Raw genomic sequence first — 20,336 nt, 5'->3', positions numbered from 1 at the left:
GCTATGGGGACTGAGAACTGCAAAGACTGTGAGACCACCGCTGAGGCTGCTGAGCGCCTGGAGAGGATCTACGAGTACCTCGACGGTGCGCTGACCCGCCAGGACATCAGCGAGGTGCAGCAGCATCTGAGCGACTGCCCGGAATGCGCCTCCGACTATGACTTAGAGTGCGTGATCCGCTCCGTGGTGAAGCGCTCCTGCACGGAGCAGGCACCTGAGATGCTGAAGGTCACCATCATCGAGCGGATCAGCCAGATCAAGCTCGGCGCCCGCCACTGATCGGCTTCCGGTAGACTGTCCGGGTTGCCTAGGAAAGGAGTTCACTATGGGTAAGCGTGGACGTAAGCGCAAGGCACGCCGCAAGAACAGCGCCAATCACGGCAAGCGGCCCAACGCCTGAGCGCGGTGCTGGTCCCGGCAGCGCACTGCCGGAGACCGCACCTCAAGGACCATAGGAAGGCCCTGCCAGCTATGTGCTGGTGGGGCCTTCCGTTATATCCAGCCATTCGAACCAGCCGCGGTGCAGCACCAACCAGGCGATCAGCCCGAAGGCGGCCTGGCCCGGATGCCCGGCATTGGCGGTGAGATCCTCGCGCCACTGGGCATGGTCAAGCAGCGGTGTGAAGGCGTCCACATAGGGATGGCCCCGGCGCTCGGCGACATCCCGGTAGGCACGGTTGAGCTCTGCGACCCGCCGGTTGTGCTCAGCGTCCAGCCCGGGCACCGGTCCCACCACAAAGCAGCGGATGCCCTGCTGGGAGGCCCGGTCCAGGATATTGGCCAGGTTCAGGCGGGCCCTAGCCGAGGACGCCGTCCGCAGGTCGGCATCATTGAGGGCCACCAGCAGGTGCCGCTCGGCTGCATCCTCACCGGCCACCGGTCCGAAGCGGGGTGCAGCCTCGGCCTCCCACCGCTTGGACAGCGCCTCCACGCCCTCACCGGGTACGGCCAGGATATGAGGCTGCAGGTGCACACCGTGCAGGGGCGTCTTGGAGAGCACCCGGCCCAACCAGCCCAGTGCGCGGGGGTCGCCGGTGGGGGTGAGCAGCTCATCGCCCACCGCCACCAGCCGGATCCGGCGGGGTTCCACGAGTTCATCCATACGTAGGAACCTTACCCGGGACTAGCTCTGCCCGGGGAAGGCCTGGCCCAGCAGAGTCTCCAGTTCCTTGGCATGCCGCTTGGCCTGACCCACCGAGGTGGCCGCCGATTCCGGACGGGCCACCAGGGAGATGTCCTGCTTCAGCTGCGGGGCGAAGTTCATTCCGAAGAACGGCCAGGGGCCCTGGTTCTCCGGCTCGTCCTGGGTGTAGACGAACTCCTCGGCGTTGCTGTACTTGTCCAGCTCAGCCTGCAGGGCCTCCACCGGCATCGGGTAGAGCTGCTCAAGGCGCACGATGGCGGTGGTCTCGTCCTTCTGCTTGGCCCGGGTGGCCACCAGGTCGTAGTACAGCCGACCGGAGACCACCAGCACCCGCTTGACCTTGGCCGGATCGGCCTCGGTGTCCGGGATGACCTCCTGGAAGGTGCCGGTGGTGAAGGCTTCCACACTGTCGGCCGCAGCCTTGAGCCGCAGCAGTTGCTTGGGGCTGAACACGATCAGCGGGCGGCGGGGCCGGGCTACGGCCTGACGGCGCAGCAGGTGGAAGTAATTGGCGCCGCTGGAGGGCATGACCACGGTCATATTGTCCTCCGCGCACAGCTGCAGGAACCGTTCCGGGCGTCCCGAGGAGTGGTCGGGGCCCTGGCCCTCGTAGCCGTGGGGCAGCAGCATCACCAGCGATGAGCGCTGGCCCCATTTCTGCTCTGCGGTGGCGATGAACTCATCGATGATGATCTGCGCGCCGTTGACGAAGTCGCCGAACTGGGCCTCCCAGAGGACCAGTGAGTTGGGGTTCTCCACGGAGTACCCGTATTCGAAGCCCAGCGCTGCATACTCGGAGAGCAGCGAATCGTAGATGAAGAACCGGCCCTGACCCTCGGTGAGGTTCTTCAGCGGGTACCACTCATCGCCGTTGGCCCGGTCGTGGAAGACCGCATGGCGCTGCACAAAGGTGCCGCGGCGGGAGTCCTGCCCGGCCATCCGCACCTGGGTGCCTTCCATCAGCAGCGAACCGAAGGCTGCAATCTCCGCGAAGCCCCAGTCGATACCGCCCTCGCGGGCCATCTTGGCCCGCTTCTCCAGCAGCGACTTCAGCTTGGGGTGCGGGGTGAAGCCCTCCGGGATATTTGTGTGGACCTCACCGATATGCGCCAGATCGGCCTCGCTGATCGCGGTGTCGTCAGGGGCGCGGGAGGGAGTCTCATCCTCCTCCTGGGAGGCGGTGGGAGCCACATCCTCGCTGGTGGCCCCGCCGCCGGCCTCCACAGTGGAGACCGGCTGGGTCTGGGCCGCATGAGTCTCGGTGAAGACCCGCTCCAGCCGCTGCCGGTAGTCGGCCAGGGCCTGGTCGGCCTCTTCCTGGGTGATATCGCCGCGTCCCACCAGAGCTTCGGTGTAGAGCCGGCGGGTGGTGCGCTTGGCCTCCACCAGGTTGTACATCTTCGGCTGGGTCATCGAGGGGTCATCGCCCTCGTTGTGGCCGCGGCGGCGGTAGCAGACCAGGTCGATGACCACGTCTTTGTTGAACCGCTGCCGGTACTGGAAGGCCAGCTGGCCCACCCGGGCCACGGACTCGGGGTCATCCGCGTTGACGTGGAAGACCGGGGCCTGGATGGCCTTGGCCATATCGGTGCAGTAGGTCATGGACCGGGCCGCACTGGGCGCTGTGGTGAAGCCCACCTGGTTGTTGACCACCACATGCACAGTGCCGCCGGTGCGGTAGCCGCGCAGCTGAGACATGTTCAGGGTCTCAGCCACCACTCCCTGACCAGCGAAGGCGGCATCGCCGTGGATGAGCAGCGGCATGACCGAGAAGCTGTCCAGGCTGTCTGAGCCCTTGTCCAGCCGGTCCTGCATAGCGCGCACCACGCCCTCCAGGACCGGGTTGACCGCCTCCAGGTGGGAGGGGTTGGCCGCCAGGTACACCTTGGTGGTGTTGCCCTTGTCCGAGGTGAACTGGCCCCGGGTGCCCAGGTGATACTTCACATCCCCGGAGCCGGTTCCCTTGTCGCGGCCCTCGAACTCCCGGAAGACCTGAGCGTAGGTCTTACCGGCGATATTGGTCAGCACATTGAGCCGGCCGCGGTGGGCCATGCCGATGGCCACCTCGTCCAGACCGGCATCGGCGGCACCGGAGAGAATGGTGTCCAGCAGCGGGATCAGCGACTCGCCGCCCTCCAGCGAGAACCGCTTCTGCCCTACGAACTTGGTCTGCAGGAAGGTCTCAAAGGCCTCCGCAGAGTTCAGCCGGCCCAGGATCCGGAACTGCTCATCCCGGCTGGGCTTGGAGTAGGGGTGCTCGATCTCGTTCTGGAACCACTCCCGCTCCTCGGGGGACTGCAGATGCATGTACTCGATGCCGGTGTTGCGGCAGTAGGTATCGCGCAGCACGCCCAGGATGGAGCGCAGCGGCAGCATCTCCTTACCGCCGAAGCCGCCGGTGGGCCATTCCCGGTCCAGGTCCCACAGGGTCAGCCCGTGGTTCTCGATGTCCAGGTCCGGGTGGGAGCGCATCTTGTACTCCAGCGGGTCCACACTGGCCATCAGGTGTCCGCGCACCCGGTAGGCGTGGATCAGCTGCTGGATGCGGGCCACCTTGTTGATCTGCTCCTCAGGGTTCACCTGGATATCAGCAGACCAGTGGATGGGCAGGTAGGGGATCCGCAGCGCCTCGAAGATTTCCTCGTAGAAGCCGTCCTTGCCCAGCAGCAGCTCGTGGATGGTCTTCAAGAACTCACCGGAGCCGGCCCCCTGGATGACCCGGTGGTCATAGGTGGAGGTCAGGGTGATGACCTTAGAGACGGCCAGATTGTTCAGGGTCTTCTCAGAAGCTCCCTGGAACTCGGCCGGGTAGTCCAGGGCGCCCACGCCCACGATGACAGCCTGCCCCTTGGAGAGCCGGGGCACTGAGTGCACCGTTCCGATGCCGCCGGGGTTGGTCAGGCTCACCGTGGTCCCGGCGTAGTCGCCCGGGGTGAGCTTATTGTCCCGGGCCCGTTTGACCAGATCGTCATAGGCAGCCCACCAGTCGGTGAAGCTGAGCTCCTCGGCTCCCTTGATGTTGGGCACGATCAGTGCCCGGGTGCCGTCCGGCCGCGGCATATCGATGGCCAGCCCGAAGTTCACATGGGCGGGCTGGATCGCAGTGGGCTTACCGTCGACCACGTCATAGGTGACGTTCATCGAGGGGTGCTCGCGCAGCGCCTTGATCATGGCGTAGCCCACCAGATGGGTGAAGGAGACCTTGCCGCCGCGGGTGCGCTTGAGGTGGTTGTTGATCACGGTGCGGTTGTCAATGAGCAGCTTGGCCGGCACCGCACGCACCGTGGTGGCGGTGGGGACCTCCAGGGAGGCGTCCATATTCGCGGCGATGGCCTTGGCGATGCCCTTCAGCGGAGTGCGCTTGTCCTCCTTGGCCTCACGCTCCTCCCCATCGGCGGCCTTGACCGGCTCCGAGGGGATCGGCTGGGTGGGGTCAGCCTTACGGGTGGCCGGCTGGCTGGGCGCCTGCCGCTTCTCCGAGCTGGCCTTCTGGGAGGACTTGGGCTCAGCCGGCTTGGCGGTGGAGGGGGTGGTCTCATCCTTGGGGCGGGTCTCATTGTCCGCTGCGGGAGTGGAGTCTACGTTCTGCCGGGGAGCGGGCTTGTCACTCTTAGCCGCGGCGTCGTTGTCTGATCCGTTCTTCTCGGCCTGCTCAGCCTTCTCCGCAGCACCGTTGGAAGATTCGGATTCCAGGCGGCGGAAGATGTCCGCCCATTTGCGGTCCACCGACCCCGGATCCTGACGATACTTGTCGTATATATCCGCCACCAGCCATTCATTTCCGGGAAATTCTTCCGCAAGACGGCTGGACGTTAGCTCTGGCACTGTGGATACGCCTCTTCCATGTGATCTTGTTGCCGGGCACTGCATTGTGCATCAGTGGATCATTCGCCCTCCAAGCATAGTGACTTTCCGGTCCCAGTTGCCACCGTTCGGGGTATCGTGTCTGTGATGCAACTGATCAGCGATCCCGGTTATGACCTCACCTATGCCGATGTGTTCCTGGTTCCCTCCAGGTCGCAGGCGGCCAGCCGGTTCGAGGTGGACCTCTCCGCAGATGACGGCACCGGCAGCTCCACCCCGCTTGTCTCGGCGAATATGACGGCGGTGACCGGGCGCAGAATGGTCGAAACCATGGCTCGGCGCGGCGGGCTGGGGGTGCTGCCTCAGGATGTTCCCACCGAGGTGATCGCATCAGTCACCGAGTGGGTCAAGTCCCGTCACCCGGTGCTGGAGACTGCGCTGAAGGTCACAGCCGATGACACTGTGCTCGATGTGCTGCACCTGCTGGACAAGCGCAGCCACGGTGCGGTCTGCGTGCTGGATGACTCCGGGGTGCTGGCCGGGGTGGTCACCGCCGCCGACGGGGAGGGGGTCGACCGGTTCTCCTCAGTGGGATCGGTGATGCGGATGCCCCAGGTGCAGTTCACTGCCGATGAGCTTTTCGGAGACGACGACGCCGCCATGGAGGCAGCTGCCCTGGAACCGGCCTTCTCAGCCATGGAGGCAGCCGGGACGGACTACGCCCCGGTGACCAGCGCATCCGGGGAGCTGTTGGGCGTACTGACCCGCGCCGGTGCGCTGCGCTCCACCATCTACCGTCCCAACCTGGATGCTGCCGGACGGCTGAAGGTGGCCGCGGCGGTGGGCATCAACGGCGATGTGCAGGCCAAGGCCGAGGCGCTGTTGGAGGCTGGGGTGGACGTGCTGGTGGTCGACACCGCACATGGTCATCAGGAGAAGATGCTCCAGGCGCTGGCCGCGGTGCGTGCGGCCGTGGAGTCCACCCGGTTGGTGGTCCCGGTGGCGGCGGGGAATGTGGTCACCGCTGAGGGGACCCGGGAACTGATCGAGGCCGGAGCAGACATTGTGAAGGTCGGGGTGGGCCCCGGAGCTATGTGCACCACCCGGATGATGACCGCAGTGGGTCGCCCCCAGTTCTCCGCAGTGCTCGAATGCGCCACCGCAGCCCGCGAGGCGGGCGCCCATGTCTGGGCCGACGGGGGAGTGCGTTACCCCCGCGACATCGCCCTGGCCCTGGCCGCCGGGGCCTCCCAGGTGATGATCGGCTCCTGGTTCGCCGGGACCTATGAGTCCCCCGGAGACCTGCTCACCGCTGCTGACGGGCGCCGCTACAAGGAGAGCTACGGCATGGCCTCGGCACGGGCCGTCCAGCACCGCACGGCCACGGAGTCCGCCTTAGCCAGGGCGCGCAAAGCGATGTTCGAGGAGGGGATCTCCACCTCCACGATGTTCCTGGACCCCGAGCGCCCCGGGGTGGAGGACCTGTTGGACTCCATCACCGCAGGCGTGCGTTCCTCCTTCACCTATGCCGGGGCCCGCACCCAGGCAGAGTTCAGGCAGCGGGCGGTGGCCGGCGTGCAGTCCGCCGCCGGTTATGAGGAGGGCAAGCCGCTGTCCTCCTCCTGGTGAGCCGGGGCCGGCTGCCGCGTGACCGGCAGCATCATGTCCACGCAGACTGATTTTGAGAACAGTTTGCAACAAAGGTACTGTAGTCGGCATGCAAAGATCGTTTTTGGCAGCTGCTGCCTGCGTGGGCGTCGTCGTACTCTCCTCCTGCGGCAATGCGGAGCAGGGCACTGAACCTCTGGCTCAGGAGGACGCCGAGCTGGCCGATACCGGGCTGACCGTGGTGGCCTCCATCGATGTCTACACCGACCTGGTGCAGGGCATCGCCGGGGACACTGTGGAGGTCCAGCCGCTGGTGGCCTCCACCGCAGTTGACCCGCACTCCTATGAAGCCACCCCGCAGGACCGGATGGCCGTGGAGAATGCCGATATCATCATCGCCAACGGCGGCGGCTACGACTCTTTCATCACCCTGCTGGCCTCGGCGGCGGACAAGGACCAGGACGTCTACCAACTCATCGAGGGTGAGAACTGGCACTCCCATGACTTTGACGGAACCTGGGAGAATGAGCACGTCTGGTACGACCTGGAGCGGATGAGTGAGTTCGTCCAGGACTTCGCCGAGCACCTGGGTCAGGCCGCCCCGGAGAACGCCGAGTACTACACGGAGAACGCCGCAGCCCTGGCTGCTGAGATCGATGCCCTGGCCGAGCGCACTGCCGCCCTGGACGCGGCCGGCCACAGCTACTTCGCCACCGAGGCGGTCAGCGGGTTCCTGCTGGAGGATGCCGGGTTCGACAATGCCACCCCGCTGGAGTTCCTCAACGCGGTGGAGCACGGCGAGGACGTCTCGCCCCGGCTCTACTCCGACGCGCTGGATCTGGCCGCGGAGGTCGAGCTGCTCTCCTACAACCCGCAGACCGAGACCCAGCAGTCGGCCCGGATCCGCGACGCCGCCGCCGATGCCGGGGCCGTGGTGGTCGAGTTCACCGAGACCCTGCCCGATGACTCCGAGGGGTATCTGGAGTGGATGGCCGCTAATATCGACATCATCGAGGGCGCCCTGCAGGAGATTGAGTGACCGCGGCGCTGAGCCTGAACCAGGCTGCGGTCAGCTTCGGCGCGCGCACCCTCTGGTCGGAGGTCAGCTTTGCCCTTCAGGCCGGGGAGTTCCTGGCCGTACTGGGCCCCAACGGCGCCGGGAAGTCCACCTTCCTGAAAGTGCTGCTGGGCCTGCAGCGGCTCAGCTCCGGTTCAGCAGAGGTGCTGGGCGCCCGGGTGCGGCGCGGTTCTTCCCAGGTGGGCTACATCCCGCAGCATTACAACCTGGAGGCAGAGACCCCGCTGCGCGCCCGTGACCTGGTGGGACTGGGGCTTCAGGGGCATAGGTACGGCATCCCCTGGACCTCCCGCAAAGCCAGGCTGCGCATTGAGGAGCTGCTGGATCTGGTCGGCGCCCAGGGATACGCCGACCGCCCGGTGGGGCTGCTCTCCGGCGGTGAGCAGCAGCGGCTGCGGGCCGCCCAGGCCCTGGCCGGCAATCCCGCCCTGCTGCTCTGCGATGAGCCGCTGCACTCCCTGGACCTGCACCACCAGCGGGCCATCACCGAACTGATCCGCTCCCAGGCTGTGGAGCGCGGCTCCGCGGTGGTGTTCGTGACCCATGAGATCAACCCGGTGATCGAACATGTGGACCGGGTGCTCTACTTCGCCCGGGGGGACCACCGGATCGGCCCGGTGCATGAGGTGATGCGCTCCGAGGTGCTCTCCGAGCTCTACCAGTCCCCGGTGGAGGTCATCGAGCATAAGGGCCGCCTGGTGGTCATGGGCGAACACTCGGAGGGGGAGCATCACAATGATTGAGCAGATCACCTCCAGCTTCAGCACGGAGAACTACTGGGACCTGTTCTGGCTGGTCCGCAATTCGGTGATCACCGCGGCGGTGCTGGGCCTGATGGGCGGGATCATCGGCATCTTCATCATGCTGCGCCGCTCCGGCCTGGTGGTCCACGGCATCGCGGAGATCAGCTTTGCCGGGGCCGCCCTGTTCCTGCTGGCCGGGCTGGATGTGGTGCTCGGCTCGGCAGTGGGCGCAGTGGTCGCGGCCCTGCTCATCGGGGTGCTGGCCCTGAAGGACAAGGACACCTCAGGGGTGACCGCAGTGCTGATGCCCTTCGGCCTGGGCCTGGGGATCCTCTTCCTGCACCTCTACCAGGGCCGCAGCGCCAACCGGTTCGGGCTGCTGACCGGTCAGATCGTGGGGGTCGACGACGTCCAGACCCGCACCCTGGTCACCGGGGCGGTGATCATCTCCGCGGTGCTGATCCTGATCTGGCGCCCGCTGATGTTCGCCTCAGTGGACCCTCAGCTGGCCGCTGCCCGGGGGGTGAGCACCAATCTGCTGACCATCGTGTTCATGGTGCTGCTGGGCGGGGCGGTGGCGATGAGCGTGCAGGTGGTCGGGGCCCTGCTGGTGCTGGCCCTGCTGGTGGTGCCCTCGGCCGCGGCCCTGAAGGTGGCCCGGCACCCTGCGGCAGTGGTGGCGCTGTCCTGCACCTTCGCCGTGATCTCCGCAGTGGGCGGAATCATGATCGCGATCATGGGCACCGTGCCGATCAGCCCCTACATCACCACTATCAGCTTCCTCTTCTACCTGGTGTGCCTGCTGATCGGCTGGCGGCAGCGCAAGGCGCGTCACCGCACGGCAGTTCAGGCTGCCTGAGCCATCGGCTGCAGCTACCCCTGCTGAGCTCCCAACAACTACTGGGAGCAGGCGGCGATGAACTCCACTGTACGGCGGTTGACCAGCTCGGCGTCATGATCCAGGGTGGCCACGTGCCGGGAGCGGCGCAGGATCACCTCGCGGGTCTGCGGCACCCGGCGCTTGAGCAGGGTGGCCGAGGCCGAGCCCACCACCTTGTCAATGGGGGAGCGCAGCAGCAGCACCGGGGTGTTCCGCTGGCTCAGCTGGGGCAGTGCCGCCCGGGCTCGCCGGAACAGCCGGTCCAGTTGGACTACGGCGCGCACCGGGGTCACCTCATAGGCATCCTCGGTGACATCCGGTTTGGCGATCTCACCGGCAATGGCGGGGATCGTGGGCCGGAAGCGGTGCAGCCCCCGGGCCAGCAGCCCGGTGCCGGCCGCCAGCCGCAGCCCAGGATTGATTACGACGACGCCGGCCGCGTTCTTCTCCGCTGCGGCCCACAATGCCAGCGCACCACCCATGGACAGGCCCACGGTCACGATAGTGCCGCAGCGTTGGGAGAGTCGGTCGTATGCGGTGGAGACGGCCTCGAGGATCGCCTCGGCCCGGGTCTCGGCCAGATCCTCCCAGCGGCTGCCGTGGCCGGGCAGCAGCGGCAGCTCGGTCTCATAGCCGGCCGCGGCGGCCGCCTCAGCCACCGGCTGCATGGAGGCCGTGGTGGAGGTGAAGCCGTGCAGGACCAGCACTCCGGTGCTGCGGTTGTGGCTCATGTCTTCTGCTGGGCGGTGCAGACCTTGCACAGCCCGAAGATCTCCAGGGTGTGCCGGACATCGGTGAAGCCGTTCTCGGCGGCCATCCGCTCGGCCCAGGACTCCAAATCCGGAGCCTCGAACTCCACGGCCAGCCCGCAGCTGCGGCAGACCAGGTGGTGATGGTGCTCCTGGGCCGCGCAGAGCCGGAAGATCGCCTCACCGTCATCGGGGCGCAGCACATCGAGCAGGCCCTCCTCCTGGTGGGCCTGCAGCACCCGGTAGACCGTCGCCAGCGAGACCTTCTCGCCGCGATCGCTGAGGATCCGGTGCAGGTCCTGCGCGGAGACGAAGTCGTCCAGCTCGCTCAGGGCAGCCCAGACGGCGCGCTTCTGGCGGGTGGACCGTCCCCTCACCGGGGGAGTGGCAGTGCTGTTCATAGTGCTCCCCAGACTAGCAGTGCGGGGGTACTCTAGAGCTATGGCTACAGTCTTCTCGAAGGTGATCAGCGGGGAGTTCCCCGGGCGGTTCGTGTGGCAGGACGAGGTCTGTGTGGGCTTTCTTTCGATCGCCCCGCTGGCCTACGGGCACACTCTGGTGGTGCCCCGGGCTGAGGTGGATATGTGGACCGATGCCGAACCGGAGCTGGTGGCGCATCTGAGCACAGTGGCCCAGCGGATCGGCCAGGCCCAGGTGGAGGCCTTCGGCTCGGCACGGGCCGGGCTGGCCATCGCCGGCTACGAGGTGCCGCACCTGCATCTGCACGTCTGGCCCTCGAACTCCTTGGAGGACTTCGACTTTGCCAAGGCCATGGATAATCCGGATCAGCAGAAGATGGACGAGGCTGCCGAGAAGATCCGGGTGGCCCTGCGCCTGATGGGCGAGGCGGACCACGTCCCCGCCGAGGACAGCTGAGCCACGGCGGCGAGCCGGGACAGGCCCGAAGTCCCTAGGAGCCCCTAGTCCTGCCAGCGGCGAACGTTCGCCTGGATGAATTCGGCTGATTCCTCCAGACTCAGCTTTCCCTGCGCTGCATCGAGGATGTAGTTGAATACCGCATCATCCTCAGCTACCAGCTGAGCGTCGTTCAGAGAGAGGAACACGTTGAGCAGGAAGAATGTGCTGCGTTTATTGCCGTCCAATAGGGAGTGATTCCGGGCTAGCGACTCCGTCTGGGCTGCGGCCGCCGGCTGAAGCGTCGGATAGGCTGGATTGCCGAACACAGCGGTGACGGGCCGGGCCAGAGCGGACTCGAGGAGTCCTTCGTCACGTACATAGAAGCCCAGCCGTTCAATGACCTCGAGAGCCTGCTCCAGCGCGATGCGTTCCATCAGGCATCGGCCAGCCGCTCCACGACCTTGCCGTAGCGCTCGAAGGTGTAGTCGACGGCGCGGTCCACTTTGCGCTTGTTCTCATCCTCTTGCAGGAGTTTCTCGGTGGCCTGAATGATCAGCGACTGCTTCGAGACATGCCGGCTCGCCGCCAGCTCTTCGAGCTTGCGGTCTGTGTCCTCCGGGAGCCTCAGCGTCATAGCCATACCAAAATGATACCAACCGGCCCTATCCGCTGGCCTGCTTGATCGCCCGCCGGATGCGCTTGGCGCTGACCGTCTGGACTGAGCCCACAGGAACCGTGCCCAGCTGTTGGGCAAAGAGACTGACCCGCAGCTCCTCGATCATCCACTTCACGGCAGCCAGGTCGGCAGGCACCGGAAGCTGGGGCGGAACAGCCTCCACGGCGGCGTCGTACTCATCCTCGAGTTCCTGGACCTGCTGCATATCGGTGGTGTCCTTGGCCACGCCCTGACCAGCCTCCAGCCGGTCCAGGCGCACCAGCATGGCCTTCAGATACCGGGGCAGGTGCTGGGCCTGGGCGTAACCGGTGGCGGCCACAAAGCCTGGGTAGACCAGCTGATCGAGCTGCGCCTGCATATCCGAGACTGCCGGGCGCAGCGCCGTGGACTTCACCGAGCCCAGCCGGGCGCGCACCTGGGTGTTGAGTGTGAGTGCCTGAGCCAGCACATCGGTGAGTTTGAGCACCGTCTCGATCAGCTCAGCGCGAGCCGCCCGGGAGATCTGCTCGAACTCCCCGGCGGTGAACGGCAGCTGCGCCGGCACCAGGTGGTCCAGCACCGCCGTGGTCGCCTCGGCCACCAGCTCATCCGTGCTGGTGTCTGCATCCTGGGCGAACTGCCCGAAGGCCAGCCGTTCCCGGTTGCTCAGGTGCTCCACCACATAGCGCTGGGGGCTGGGCAGCACATGCCTGAGCAGCAGTACGACGCCGCGGCGGTGGGTGCGGGCCTGCTCACCGGGGGAGCCGGTGATGGTCAGCCGCACCCCGGCCTCATCCGGGGTGAGCGCTGGGTAGCCGGTGATCTCCTGGCCGGCGGCCCGGCTGGTGACCTGCTGCGGGATATCCCCGAAGCTCCAGCTGGTCTGGTTTCGCGCTGAGGTGTCCACCCCGGCACTCGAGTGGTGAGATCCCCCCGCCATCGAGAGCTCAGAGGGGGTCTTTGGCGGGGACTTTTCACCACTCGATGGGCGGGGGTCCCCAGGAGTGCGGGGTTGAGCAGCATTGGACCCTCCGGACCCGCTGGACCCGCTGGAGCCGCCGGAGCCGCTCACCGAGCGCTGGATGGCCTCGCGGTTCTCCCCGCTGAAGCGGATCTGCAGCTCCTCCAGGTCAAATCCGGAGTCCAACACGCGGCCGCGCTCGCTGACCACAGCGAAGGTGAAGCGCAGGTGGTCCGGCAGCGAGTCCATGTCCAGATCCGCAGGGTCCACCACCACGCCCTTGAGCCTGCGCAGCACGCTGGCCAGGGCGGGCCGGAAGGGGGTGTGGGCGGAGTCCTCAGCCTCCAAGGCTTCCCGCGCCTGGGCCGCCACATCCGGGGCGGGCACAAAGTTCCGGCGCAGCTGCTTGGGCATGGAGCGGATCAGCGCAGTGATCATCTCAGTGCGCCGGCCGGGGATGAACCACTCGAAGCGGTGCGGCTGCAGCTGGTTGAGGAAGAGCACCGGCACCCGGACGGTGACCCCGGCCTCATAGGCGTAGGTGAGCTCCAGCCTCAGCCCGTCGTGGGCAAAGTGCTCGGGGAAGGCCTCCAGGTCCACCTGTTCGGCCTCGGGGGCCATCAGTGTGGCCTCCGGCAGGTCCAGCAGCTCCGGGGTCTCGTGCCGGGCCTTCTTCCACCAGGCGTCAAAGGCCCGCTGGGAGGTGATGTGCTCGGGCAGCCGCTCGGCGAAGAACTGCATCAGGTGGTGGTCAGCGGCACGCAGGTCCTTGCGCCGGGTGCGCTCCTCGAGTTCAGCGATCTCCTTGAAGCGGGCCCGGTTGCGCTTGTCGAAGTGGTGGCGGGTGTTCCAGTCACCTTCGATCAGGGCATGGCGGATGAACTCGGCGCGGGCGAACTCCGGGTCCAGTTTGCCGTAGAGCACGCTGCGGTCGGCCACGATCGGCACCCCGAAGAGGGTCACCCGCTCGGTGGCCACCACCGCACCCCGCTTGGCGGACCAGACAGGGTCGGAGTGGCTGCGTTTGACCAGATGCCCGCCGATCTCTTCAGCCCAGGCAGGGTCCACGGCTGCCACAGTGCGGGCCCAGAGCCTGGAGGTCTCCACCAGTTCGGCGGCCATCACCATCTCAGGGTTCTTCTTGAACAGTCCGGATCCCGGGAAGATGGCGAACCGCGCCCCGCGGGCACCCTGGTACTCGCGGGTCCGGGGAGTGTAGAGCCCGATATGGCTCAGCAGCCCGGCGAGCAGGGACTTGTGGATCTCATCATGCTTGGCCACATGCTCGGCGGTGTCCCGGGCGCGGATGCGCCGGGGGGAGAGCTTGGCCTGTTGGGCCAGTTCGCCCAGTTGGTTGACCAGGTCCTGCCATTCGCGGATGCGCAGCCAGTTCAGGTGCTCGCGGCGGCACAGCTTGCGGAACTGGCTGGAGGACAGCTCGGCCTGCTGCTCACCGATGTATCGCCACAGATTCAGCAGCGCGGAGAAGTCGGATTTCTCATCTGCGAACCGCTTATGCAGGGCATCGGCCTGATCGCGCTGCTCGGTGGGGCGCTCGCGGACGTCCTGGATGGACAGCCCGGCCACCAGCACGGTGACCTCGGTGAGGCAGTCCCGGCGGGAGGCCTCCACCATCATCCGAGCCAGCCGAGGGTCCACCGGCAGCTGGGAGATCCGCCGTCCGGTGCCGGTCACCCGGCCGGAGGGCTCCAGGGCGCCGAGCTCGGTGAGCAGGCGCACGGCGTCGTTGACCGCCTTGGCCTCCGGCTTCTGCACGAAGGGGAACTCCAGCAGCTCCTGCGGGCTGCGGGTGATGCCCATGGCCGACATCTGCAGCAGCACTGAGGCCAGCGAGGTGCGCAGGATCTCCGGATCGGTGAACTCCGGCCGGGCCTCAAAATCCTCCTGAGAGTAGAGCCGGATGCAGATGCCGTCGGAGGTGCGCCCGCAGCGCCCGGCCCGCTGGTTGGCGCTGGCCTGGCTGATCGGTTCGATGGGCAGGCGCTGGACCTTAGTGCGCGTGGAGTACCGGGAGATCCGGGCGGTGCCGGTATCGATCACGTACTTGATGCCCGGCACCGTCAGGGAGGTCTCAGCGACGTTGGTGGCCAGCACAATACGACGCCGCCCACCCGGGGTGAATACTCGCTTCTGCTCCTGTAGGGAGAGCCGGCCGAACAGCGGCAGGATCTCAGAGCCCTGCAGCCTCCGGTGATGTCTAACAGTCTCACTCAGGGCCTCAGCGGCCTCTCGGATCTCCCGCTCCCCGGGGGAGAAGATCAGGATGTCCCCGTCCGGTTCATCGGCGAGCTCCACCACGGCCTCACTGATGGCATCTGCCTCATCCCGGTCAGCGGCTGAGGCATCCTCAGCAGCTTCATCGAGGTCCACCACCGGCCGGTAGCGGATCTCCACCGGGTAGGTCCTGCCGGAGACCTCGATGATCGGTGCTGCCGAAAAGTGCTCGCTGAACCGCTCCGGGTCAATGGTGGCGGAGGTGACGATCACCTTCAGATCCGGACGTTGCGGGAGGATCCGCTTGAGGTAGCCGAGGATCACATCGATGTTCAGGCTGCGCTCATGGGCTTCGTCGATGATGATCGCCGAGTACTTCCGCAGCTGGGGGTCCCGCTGGATCTCGGCCAGCAGGATGCCGTCGGTCATCAGCTTCACGGAGGTGTCCTGGCCCACCTCGGCGGTGAAGCGGACCTGGTAGCCCACGGTGCTGCCGATCTGGCTGCCCAACTCCTCGGCCAGCCGTTCGGCCACAGTGCGGGCAGCCAGCCGGCGCGGCTGGGTGTGGCCGATCAGCCCCTGCTCATGCAGTCCCAGCTCTAGCAGCATCTTGGGCAGCTGGGTGGTCTTGCCGGAGCCGGTCTCTCCGGCGATCACTATCACCTGGTGCTCACGCAGCGCCTGAAGGATGGTGTCCCGCTCACTGGTGACCGGCAGATGTTCCGGGTAGTTCAGGTCCTCAGCGGTGAAGACGGCAGAGGTGCGGGTGGCGGCAGACATCCGTCCAAGTCTAATCGTGCATTGGTGTTCCGTTAGCTGCTCCTCAAGCCCTGGCAGCACCCGCCCCAGCCTGCGGATAACGCCGCGATTAGGTCCCCAGGGGATTATCGGGTTAGGATGGCTCTCGCTGTTTTCAACAGCATCAGGTCCTCAGGGACCCGGTGGAAGCCGGGATAACGGGGGCCGATGCGCGAGTGGCGGAATTGGTAGACGCGCTGGCTTCAGGTGCCAGTGATCTCACGATCGTGGGGGTTCAACTCCCCCCTCGCGCACGAATGGAAAATGGTCTCTGATCAGGAGTTTTAAACTCCGGGTCGGGGGCCTTTTTCGTTGGAAGTGCTAGAAAAAGTGCTAAGCCTGTCCGAGATGGGCGGCGAAGCGGTCTACGGCCGACCTCTGCATGGTCGGGGTGACGTGGGAGTAGATGTTCATCGTCGTCGTGATCGTTGAGTGCCCCAAGCGCTCCTGGACGACCTTGGGATGCACGCCCATCTCCAGCAGCAGGGTCGCGTGGGTGTGGCGCAGGCCCTTGATCGTGACGCGGTGCATGGTGTCGTACTTTTTGGTGAGCCAGTTCATGCGGCGATCCCAGCGGCTGGTCATCGCGTCGGGTGAGCGCAGCTTCCCGTCGTCGTCTCCGAAGATGTAGGCGTCGGCCTTGGCGAGCGTGAACGAGAGTTCCGCGCGGGCGACCTTGTAGGAGGCGAGCACTTTCAGAGTGTCTTCGTCCACGTCGATCACGCGGGCGTTGCCGGTCTTCGGGGGCTTGGTCTTCGTCCAGTCGTCGGTATCGACCGCGCGGCGGATGCTGACCCGCATCGTCTTGGTGTTGAGGTCGCTCCACTTCAGCGCGAGGGCTTCACTGCGCCTCATCCCCGTGTAGGCGATGAGGCGCCACAGCGGGAACAGCTCGTCTTCACGCTCGTCGCGGTTCCAGGTGAGGAAGGTCTGCAACTGCTCGGCTGTCCACGTGACGATCTCGGGTTTCTGGGCCCGTACCTCGCTCGTGGTCGGGGCCTTGACGGTGCGCTTCTTCTTCGCCGGGTTCACCGTCAGGTGTCCGTCGTCGATCGCGGCATCGAGGATCGCACCGAGCACGACATGCACCTTGTGGACACTGTTGGCCGACAAGGGCTTGCCCTTGCCGTACTCGTCTTTGCGGCCGTGGTTTTCGAGGTCGCGATAGTGGCGGGCGATCCTGGTCGCGGTGAGTTTGTCGAGCCGGATCGTGCCGAGCTGGGGCTTGATGTGGTTGCGGATGATCTTCTTGTAGCCCTTGATCGTGGACGCTGCGAGCTTCAAGCCCGCCCCCCACTCATCCGCGTACGCGCCCAGGGTGGGCACCTTGTTGCCGAACTTCTCGTTCTGCTTGCGCTGCTTCAACGCCTCCTGCAAGGCGTCGTTGGCCTCGTCGGTGCTCGTGAACCCGGAACGGGTGAGACGGCGCGATCCCATCTCGGGATACTCGGGGTCTTTCAGGACGTAGATCTGGAACCGCCACCGCTTGCCCCGGTCGGTGTCGTAGGCCTGGATCGACCCGGGCTGCCGAGAGCGGGAACGCCGCTGCTGCTTCTCACCCCCGTCGCTCTGCTCTGGCGCGGGTGGCTTCTTCGGGGTCATGACAAGCTGCTCCTCGCGGTCGTCTTTCCGGGCTGGTGAGTCTGGGGATAATTGTCGATGTAGTCGGCCGCGTTGAACACGCGCCCCTCCGGGTCGAGCTGCACACCCCGCTCCCGGATCACCCGTGCTCGTGCTCTCGCCGTCTCCAACCGCTCCTGGTAGGCGGCGATGGTCTTGGGGTGCGCCTGCGTCTTCTCGGGATCGTCCGGGCTGGGTGCGGTCATACCGGCGAGCGTGGTTTCGAGGTGGTGGATGCGGTCGGTGCAGATCACCCATTCCTGCTGCCAGTAGTTGAACAGGCCCTCGTCGGTGAGCACGAGTTCTCCGCGCATCCACCGGTCGATCTCTTCCGGCTCGAACTCGTCGGGCACCCCGGTAAGCGTCGTCTGCCCCTCGGGGGGCGTGAGGAGAGCGGCGGGGGTGGTGCGCAGCAGGTACGCGATGACGGTGAGGTCGTCCACGTCTACCCGGCGATCCCCGGCCTCCAGTTTGCTGATGCCCGATGGGGAGAGCTTGCGCCCGGTGGCGGCGATCCCGTCGGAGAGCGTGCGCAAGTCCATCCCGATCGCCTGCCGGGCTGCGCGGATGTTATTCGCGACGTGCGTGTTCGTGATTCCTGCGGGGTTGCCCCGCACTCGTTCTGTTTCCATGCAAGAAATGTACACTGCGATACTTGACAGCGCAAGACCCGTGGATCTAGTCTGGTGGGCACCTTCTCGCGCGCGGACTGGAACGGATGGTGTGATCATGCGGCAGAGCACTCTCGATATGGAAGACCTGCGCGGGCGGCGCAGTCTCGTCATCACCCGCAAGGAAGCCGCCGAAGCGCTCGGCGTCGATCCGCGCACGATCACCACGAGCATCAACGACGGCACGATCCCCTCGGTGAGACTCGGGCGGCGCATCGTGATCCCGCGCGAGAAGTTCCTCGCCCTGTTCGCCGACGACACCCCTGGCCGCGATTCCTGAACGGCCACGGGTGCGGGTGTGCCGATTCGGCACCGCCCTGGGCACGGTCAGACTGCGGCGGTAGACTGAGGGTTCAGGAACGGAGGAACAGCCGATGAGCCAGACCATCCTGACCGCCCCTGCCCCGCAGGCCCGGCCGGACTACAGGGGAATCTCCGATGCCATGCTCTACGACATCGCCCGCCACAACGCCTCGGTATTGTCCGCAGGCCTACTGAACCTCGCCCGCAACGCCAAGGACGATGAAGATCGTGGCCACTGGGTTGCCAGGCGTCGCCTCGTGAAGCAGCAGGCGCGCGTGCTGAACCCGGAGGATCGGGCCGAGATCATCGCGCAGAACGAGGTGTGGCGACTCGAAAACCTCGCCCTCCCCGCCACTGCATGACCGAAACGGTCGGCAGCAGTGCCTGGTTGCGCCGGGTCTTCGAGGAGGAGGCCCGGGATGACCTGTTCGCAGGTCACGCCTCGCAGGAGCAGCCGGTGCTCGTGCTCCTGGGCGGGCAGCCCGCAGCGGGCAAGACCCGCGTCCAGCGCGCGATCCTCGCCGAGCACGTCGCGGACGATCTGGTCGAGATCACGGGAGACGACCTCCGCGAGTACCACCCCGACTTCCGGCGGCTCGCGACCCGGGCCCCGTTCGAGATGCCCGCGGCGACCGCTCCCGTCTCGGGCGGGCTCGTGAAGCTCGCCCTGGATCACGCACTCTCGCATCGCTACTCGGTGCTGTTGGAAGGCACCTTCCGCGACCCGGGCATGGTCACCGGCACCGCGGCCCGGTTCGCCAAGGCCGGATATCGGGTCGAAGTCGTCGCCGTCGCGACCCCGGCTCCGGTGTCGCGGCTGTCGGTCGAGATGCGATCCCTCGGCGACGGCCCGAACGAGCCCGGCCGGTGGACACCGCCGGAAGCGCACGAAACCGCCCTCGCCGGGTCGGCCGGGGTGCTCTTGGCGCTCGAAGCGCTCCCGCACATCGCGCGAGTGCGGGTGTTCTCCCGCGAAGCCCCGCTTTTCGACAACCACCGGGATGCCGCGGGGGAATGGGAACGGGAGCCGGTCGCAGCGCACACCCTCCGACACGAGCAGCAGCGGCCGCTGTCACCTGGCTTGGCCGCTCAGTGGTTGAAGGACTACTCAGCCGTCTACGCGCGAGCGAAACAGAGGCCGGGCTACCTCGGCACGCATACCGCCCCGACATATGCTCGCCTGCAAGACGACGCGGCACAGATGCTCCGTATCCTCTCCGATCGCGCGATGGCACCGCAGTTCCTGCTCCACGAGCATCAGCGCCGCCAGCTCGATCTGGAACATCGCCTCCCTTCCGGCACGTTCCCGCCCAGGCCACCCCGCGACGTCGGACAACCGACTACGGGCGAGCGTCAAGGCGTCGATCGGCGCGGCCCGAGCCTCGGCAGATGAGGGAACGCGCCCGGAATCGTTCCACGTGCTAAATGCTGCTGTCTCGCCGCTCAGACCTACAGGCTGAGGCCTGGCCCTGGCCGGTACGGGTCTGCGGTCTCATGCGTGCGCGCGGCCTCGCGCATCTGCCGCTCGCGTTGCGCTCGCGCCGCCTCGGCGGCGGCGCGGGTATCGAGGTACTGCCCGGCCTCCGTGGGAGTCATCGCGGTGAGCTTCGCGGCCTCGGCGCCATCGCGCCGCGCTTTCGCTGTCCAGGTGGCGGCGTCACGGGCGGGCATGTTGAGTTCAGCGCGCACGGGGTCAGTTCGGACGCGCTCGGCCCCGTAGACGAGCGCGGCGAGTCGCTGTCTCGCCCGCCGCTGCTCGGCGTCTACGGCTGGGAGGCGTTCACGTGCGGCGGTCGCGTTCTGGTCAGCTTGGGCGACGCGCGGATCGGTGTCCGTGCGGCGGGCGGCTGCGGCGTCTGCCCACTGCGCGATGTTCCCGGTGTAGAGCGTGCTCGGGTTTCCCCATTCGCGGGTGAGGTGGGCGCGGGCGGCAGTGAGTTGGTGCTGTGCGGTGGCGTGCTCTTTCCGGGCGCTCCGCCGCGCGAACAGCCCCGCTGCCCGCACGCGCTGCCCGGCCCGCTCCTGCGCGTCGGCCAGGCGCAGGACTCCCTGTGCGTCCGTCAAGGCCGCTGCTCGGAGCGGGCCGTGGATGCTCTCGCGCAGCTGCTCAGCAGCCTGGGTCGCCGCCTGCGCGGTGGCTTCGACCTCGGCGCGTTCCTGCCGGTGCTGCGTGCTGAGCCGGTCGAATCGCTCCGCGAACTCCGCGAACCGGGCGGCGCGCTGCTCGGC

At 66.7% G+C, this 20,336-nt stretch carries 20 protein-coding genes and 1 tRNA gene; 11 read left to right on the top strand and 10 right to left on the bottom strand.

The annotated features are described in order from the left end of the window. Window positions 1–3: 3 nt before the first annotated feature. Both rsrA and GNZ21_RS16295 read left to right on the top strand, forming a co-directional pair. On the top strand, window positions 4–279 hold the full coding sequence (gene rsrA / locus GNZ21_RS07230) for a mycothiol system anti-sigma-R factor (RefSeq protein ID WP_157322833.1): 276 nt from the start codon (window positions 4–6) through the stop codon (window positions 277–279). Between the two features lie 46 nt (window positions 280–325). Then, window positions 326–400, top strand: coding sequence for a 50S ribosomal protein bL37 (locus tag GNZ21_RS16295; protein WP_373868394.1), 75 nt, complete (start codon window positions 326–328; stop codon window positions 398–400). 69 nt (window positions 401–469) lie between these two features. Here the strand turns inward: GNZ21_RS16295 and GNZ21_RS07225 are convergent, their stop codons facing one another. Beyond that, the gene (locus GNZ21_RS07225) at window positions 470–1,102 is read right to left on the bottom strand and encodes a GDSL-type esterase/lipase family protein (protein ID WP_157322831.1); all 633 of its coding nucleotides are present in this window, start codon (window positions 1,100–1,102) and stop codon (window positions 470–472) included. 21 nt (window positions 1,103–1,123) lie between these two features. Then, window positions 1,124–4,969: a multifunctional oxoglutarate decarboxylase/oxoglutarate dehydrogenase thiamine pyrophosphate-binding subunit/dihydrolipoyllysine-residue succinyltransferase subunit gene (locus tag GNZ21_RS07220; RefSeq protein WP_188503535.1), complete on the bottom strand. Its 3,846-nt coding sequence runs from the start codon at window positions 4,967–4,969 to the stop codon at window positions 1,124–1,126. Window positions 4,970–5,095: 126 nt separating this feature from the next. On the opposite strand from GNZ21_RS07220, the gene guaB1 reads away from it, so the two are divergent. From guaB1 to GNZ21_RS07200, 4 genes are all read left to right on the top strand, one after another. Then, entirely contained in the window at window positions 5,096–6,577 is a 1,482-nt protein-coding gene (gene guaB1, locus GNZ21_RS07215) for a GMP reductase (protein ID WP_157322827.1), read from the top strand. Window positions 6,578–6,665: 88 nt separating this feature from the next. Next, entirely contained in the window at window positions 6,666–7,595 is a 930-nt protein-coding gene (locus GNZ21_RS07210) for a metal ABC transporter solute-binding protein, Zn/Mn family (protein WP_157322825.1), read from the top strand. Next, a complete protein-coding gene (locus GNZ21_RS07205; protein ID WP_188503534.1) occupies window positions 7,592–8,377 on the top strand; it encodes a metal ABC transporter ATP-binding protein in 786 nt (261 codons plus the stop codon). Before GNZ21_RS07210 ends, GNZ21_RS07205 begins: the two co-directional genes overlap by 4 nt. Continuing rightward, the gene (locus GNZ21_RS07200) at window positions 8,370–9,236 is read left to right on the top strand and encodes a metal ABC transporter permease (protein ID WP_157322824.1); all 867 of its coding nucleotides are present in this window, start codon (window positions 8,370–8,372) and stop codon (window positions 9,234–9,236) included. Before GNZ21_RS07205 ends, GNZ21_RS07200 begins: the two co-directional genes overlap by 8 nt. 38 nt (window positions 9,237–9,274) lie before the next feature. On the opposite strand, the gene GNZ21_RS07195 is transcribed toward GNZ21_RS07200, so the two are convergent. After that, complete coding sequence (locus GNZ21_RS07195; protein ID WP_157322822.1) at window positions 9,275–9,988, bottom strand: alpha/beta hydrolase; 714 nt, start codon at window positions 9,986–9,988, stop codon at window positions 9,275–9,277. After that, complete coding sequence (locus GNZ21_RS07190; protein WP_157322820.1) at window positions 9,985–10,407, bottom strand: Fur family transcriptional regulator; 423 nt, start codon at window positions 10,405–10,407, stop codon at window positions 9,985–9,987. The genes GNZ21_RS07195 and GNZ21_RS07190 overlap by 4 nt, the downstream gene beginning before the upstream one ends. Window positions 10,408–10,447: 40 nt before the next feature. Here GNZ21_RS07190 and GNZ21_RS07185 point away from each other — a divergent pair, with 40 nt between their 5' ends. Next, window positions 10,448–10,882, top strand: coding sequence for an HIT family protein (locus tag GNZ21_RS07185; protein ID WP_157322817.1), 435 nt, complete (start codon window positions 10,448–10,450; stop codon window positions 10,880–10,882). 44 nt (window positions 10,883–10,926) lie between these two features. On the opposite strand, the gene GNZ21_RS07180 is transcribed toward GNZ21_RS07185, so the two are convergent. From GNZ21_RS07180 to hrpA, 3 genes are read right to left on the bottom strand one after another with little or no spacing between them, the layout of a single operon-like run. Beyond that, window positions 10,927–11,298 (bottom strand): type II toxin-antitoxin system death-on-curing family toxin, encoded by a 372-nt coding sequence (locus GNZ21_RS07180; protein ID WP_157322815.1) that lies wholly within the window; start codon window positions 11,296–11,298, stop codon window positions 10,927–10,929. Continuing rightward, a complete protein-coding gene (locus tag GNZ21_RS07175; protein ID WP_157322813.1) occupies window positions 11,298–11,504 on the bottom strand; it encodes a ribbon-helix-helix domain-containing protein in 207 nt (68 codons plus the stop codon). The genes GNZ21_RS07180 and GNZ21_RS07175 overlap by 1 nt, the downstream gene beginning before the upstream one ends. 22 nt (window positions 11,505–11,526) lie before the next feature. Next, window positions 11,527–15,495 (bottom strand): ATP-dependent RNA helicase HrpA, encoded by a 3,969-nt coding sequence (gene hrpA / locus GNZ21_RS07170; RefSeq protein ID WP_157322811.1) that lies wholly within the window; start codon window positions 15,493–15,495, stop codon window positions 11,527–11,529. A gap of 188 nt (window positions 15,496–15,683) precedes the next feature. Here hrpA and GNZ21_RS07165 point away from each other — a divergent pair. After that, window positions 15,684–15,767: transfer RNA gene (locus GNZ21_RS07165), tRNA-Leu, on the top strand. A 79-nt stretch (window positions 15,768–15,846) separates the two neighbouring features. Here GNZ21_RS07165 and GNZ21_RS07160 read toward each other — a convergent pair. Next, on the bottom strand, window positions 15,847–17,115 hold the full coding sequence (locus tag GNZ21_RS07160) for a tyrosine-type recombinase/integrase (protein WP_188503533.1): 1,269 nt from the start codon (window positions 17,113–17,115) through the stop codon (window positions 15,847–15,849). Beyond that, complete coding sequence (locus GNZ21_RS15680) at window positions 17,112–17,765, bottom strand: helix-turn-helix domain-containing protein (protein ID WP_188503532.1); 654 nt, start codon at window positions 17,763–17,765, stop codon at window positions 17,112–17,114. Before GNZ21_RS15680 ends, GNZ21_RS07160 begins: the two co-directional genes overlap by 4 nt. Window positions 17,766–17,862: 97 nt before the next feature. Here GNZ21_RS15680 and GNZ21_RS07155 point away from each other — a divergent pair, with 97 nt between their 5' ends. The 3 genes from GNZ21_RS07155 to GNZ21_RS07145 all read left to right on the top strand — a co-directional run bounded on the left by GNZ21_RS07155 (window position 17,863) and on the right by GNZ21_RS07145 (window position 19,500). Further along, window positions 17,863–18,084 (top strand): helix-turn-helix domain-containing protein, encoded by a 222-nt coding sequence (locus GNZ21_RS07155; protein WP_157322807.1) that lies wholly within the window; start codon window positions 17,863–17,865, stop codon window positions 18,082–18,084. A 94-nt stretch (window positions 18,085–18,178) separates the two neighbouring features. Then, on the top strand, window positions 18,179–18,469 hold the full coding sequence (locus tag GNZ21_RS07150; protein WP_157322805.1) for a hypothetical protein: 291 nt from the start codon (window positions 18,179–18,181) through the stop codon (window positions 18,467–18,469). Next, a complete protein-coding gene (locus tag GNZ21_RS07145; protein ID WP_157322803.1) occupies window positions 18,466–19,500 on the top strand; it encodes a zeta toxin family protein in 1,035 nt (344 codons plus the stop codon). The genes GNZ21_RS07150 and GNZ21_RS07145 overlap by 4 nt, the downstream gene beginning before the upstream one ends. Before the next feature lie 56 nt (window positions 19,501–19,556). Here the strand turns inward: GNZ21_RS07145 and GNZ21_RS07140 are convergent. Next, window positions 19,557–20,336 (bottom strand): hypothetical protein (locus GNZ21_RS07140; protein ID WP_157322801.1); only part of this gene is annotated, 780 nt, incomplete at its 5' end.

Source organism: Nesterenkonia alkaliphila, assembly GCF_009758175.1.
GTDB lineage: Bacteria > Actinomycetota > Actinomycetes > Actinomycetales > Micrococcaceae > Nesterenkonia > Nesterenkonia alkaliphila.
Note: the sequence above shows the minus strand (reverse complement) of the source record. Positions and strands in the feature narration are given on the sequence as shown.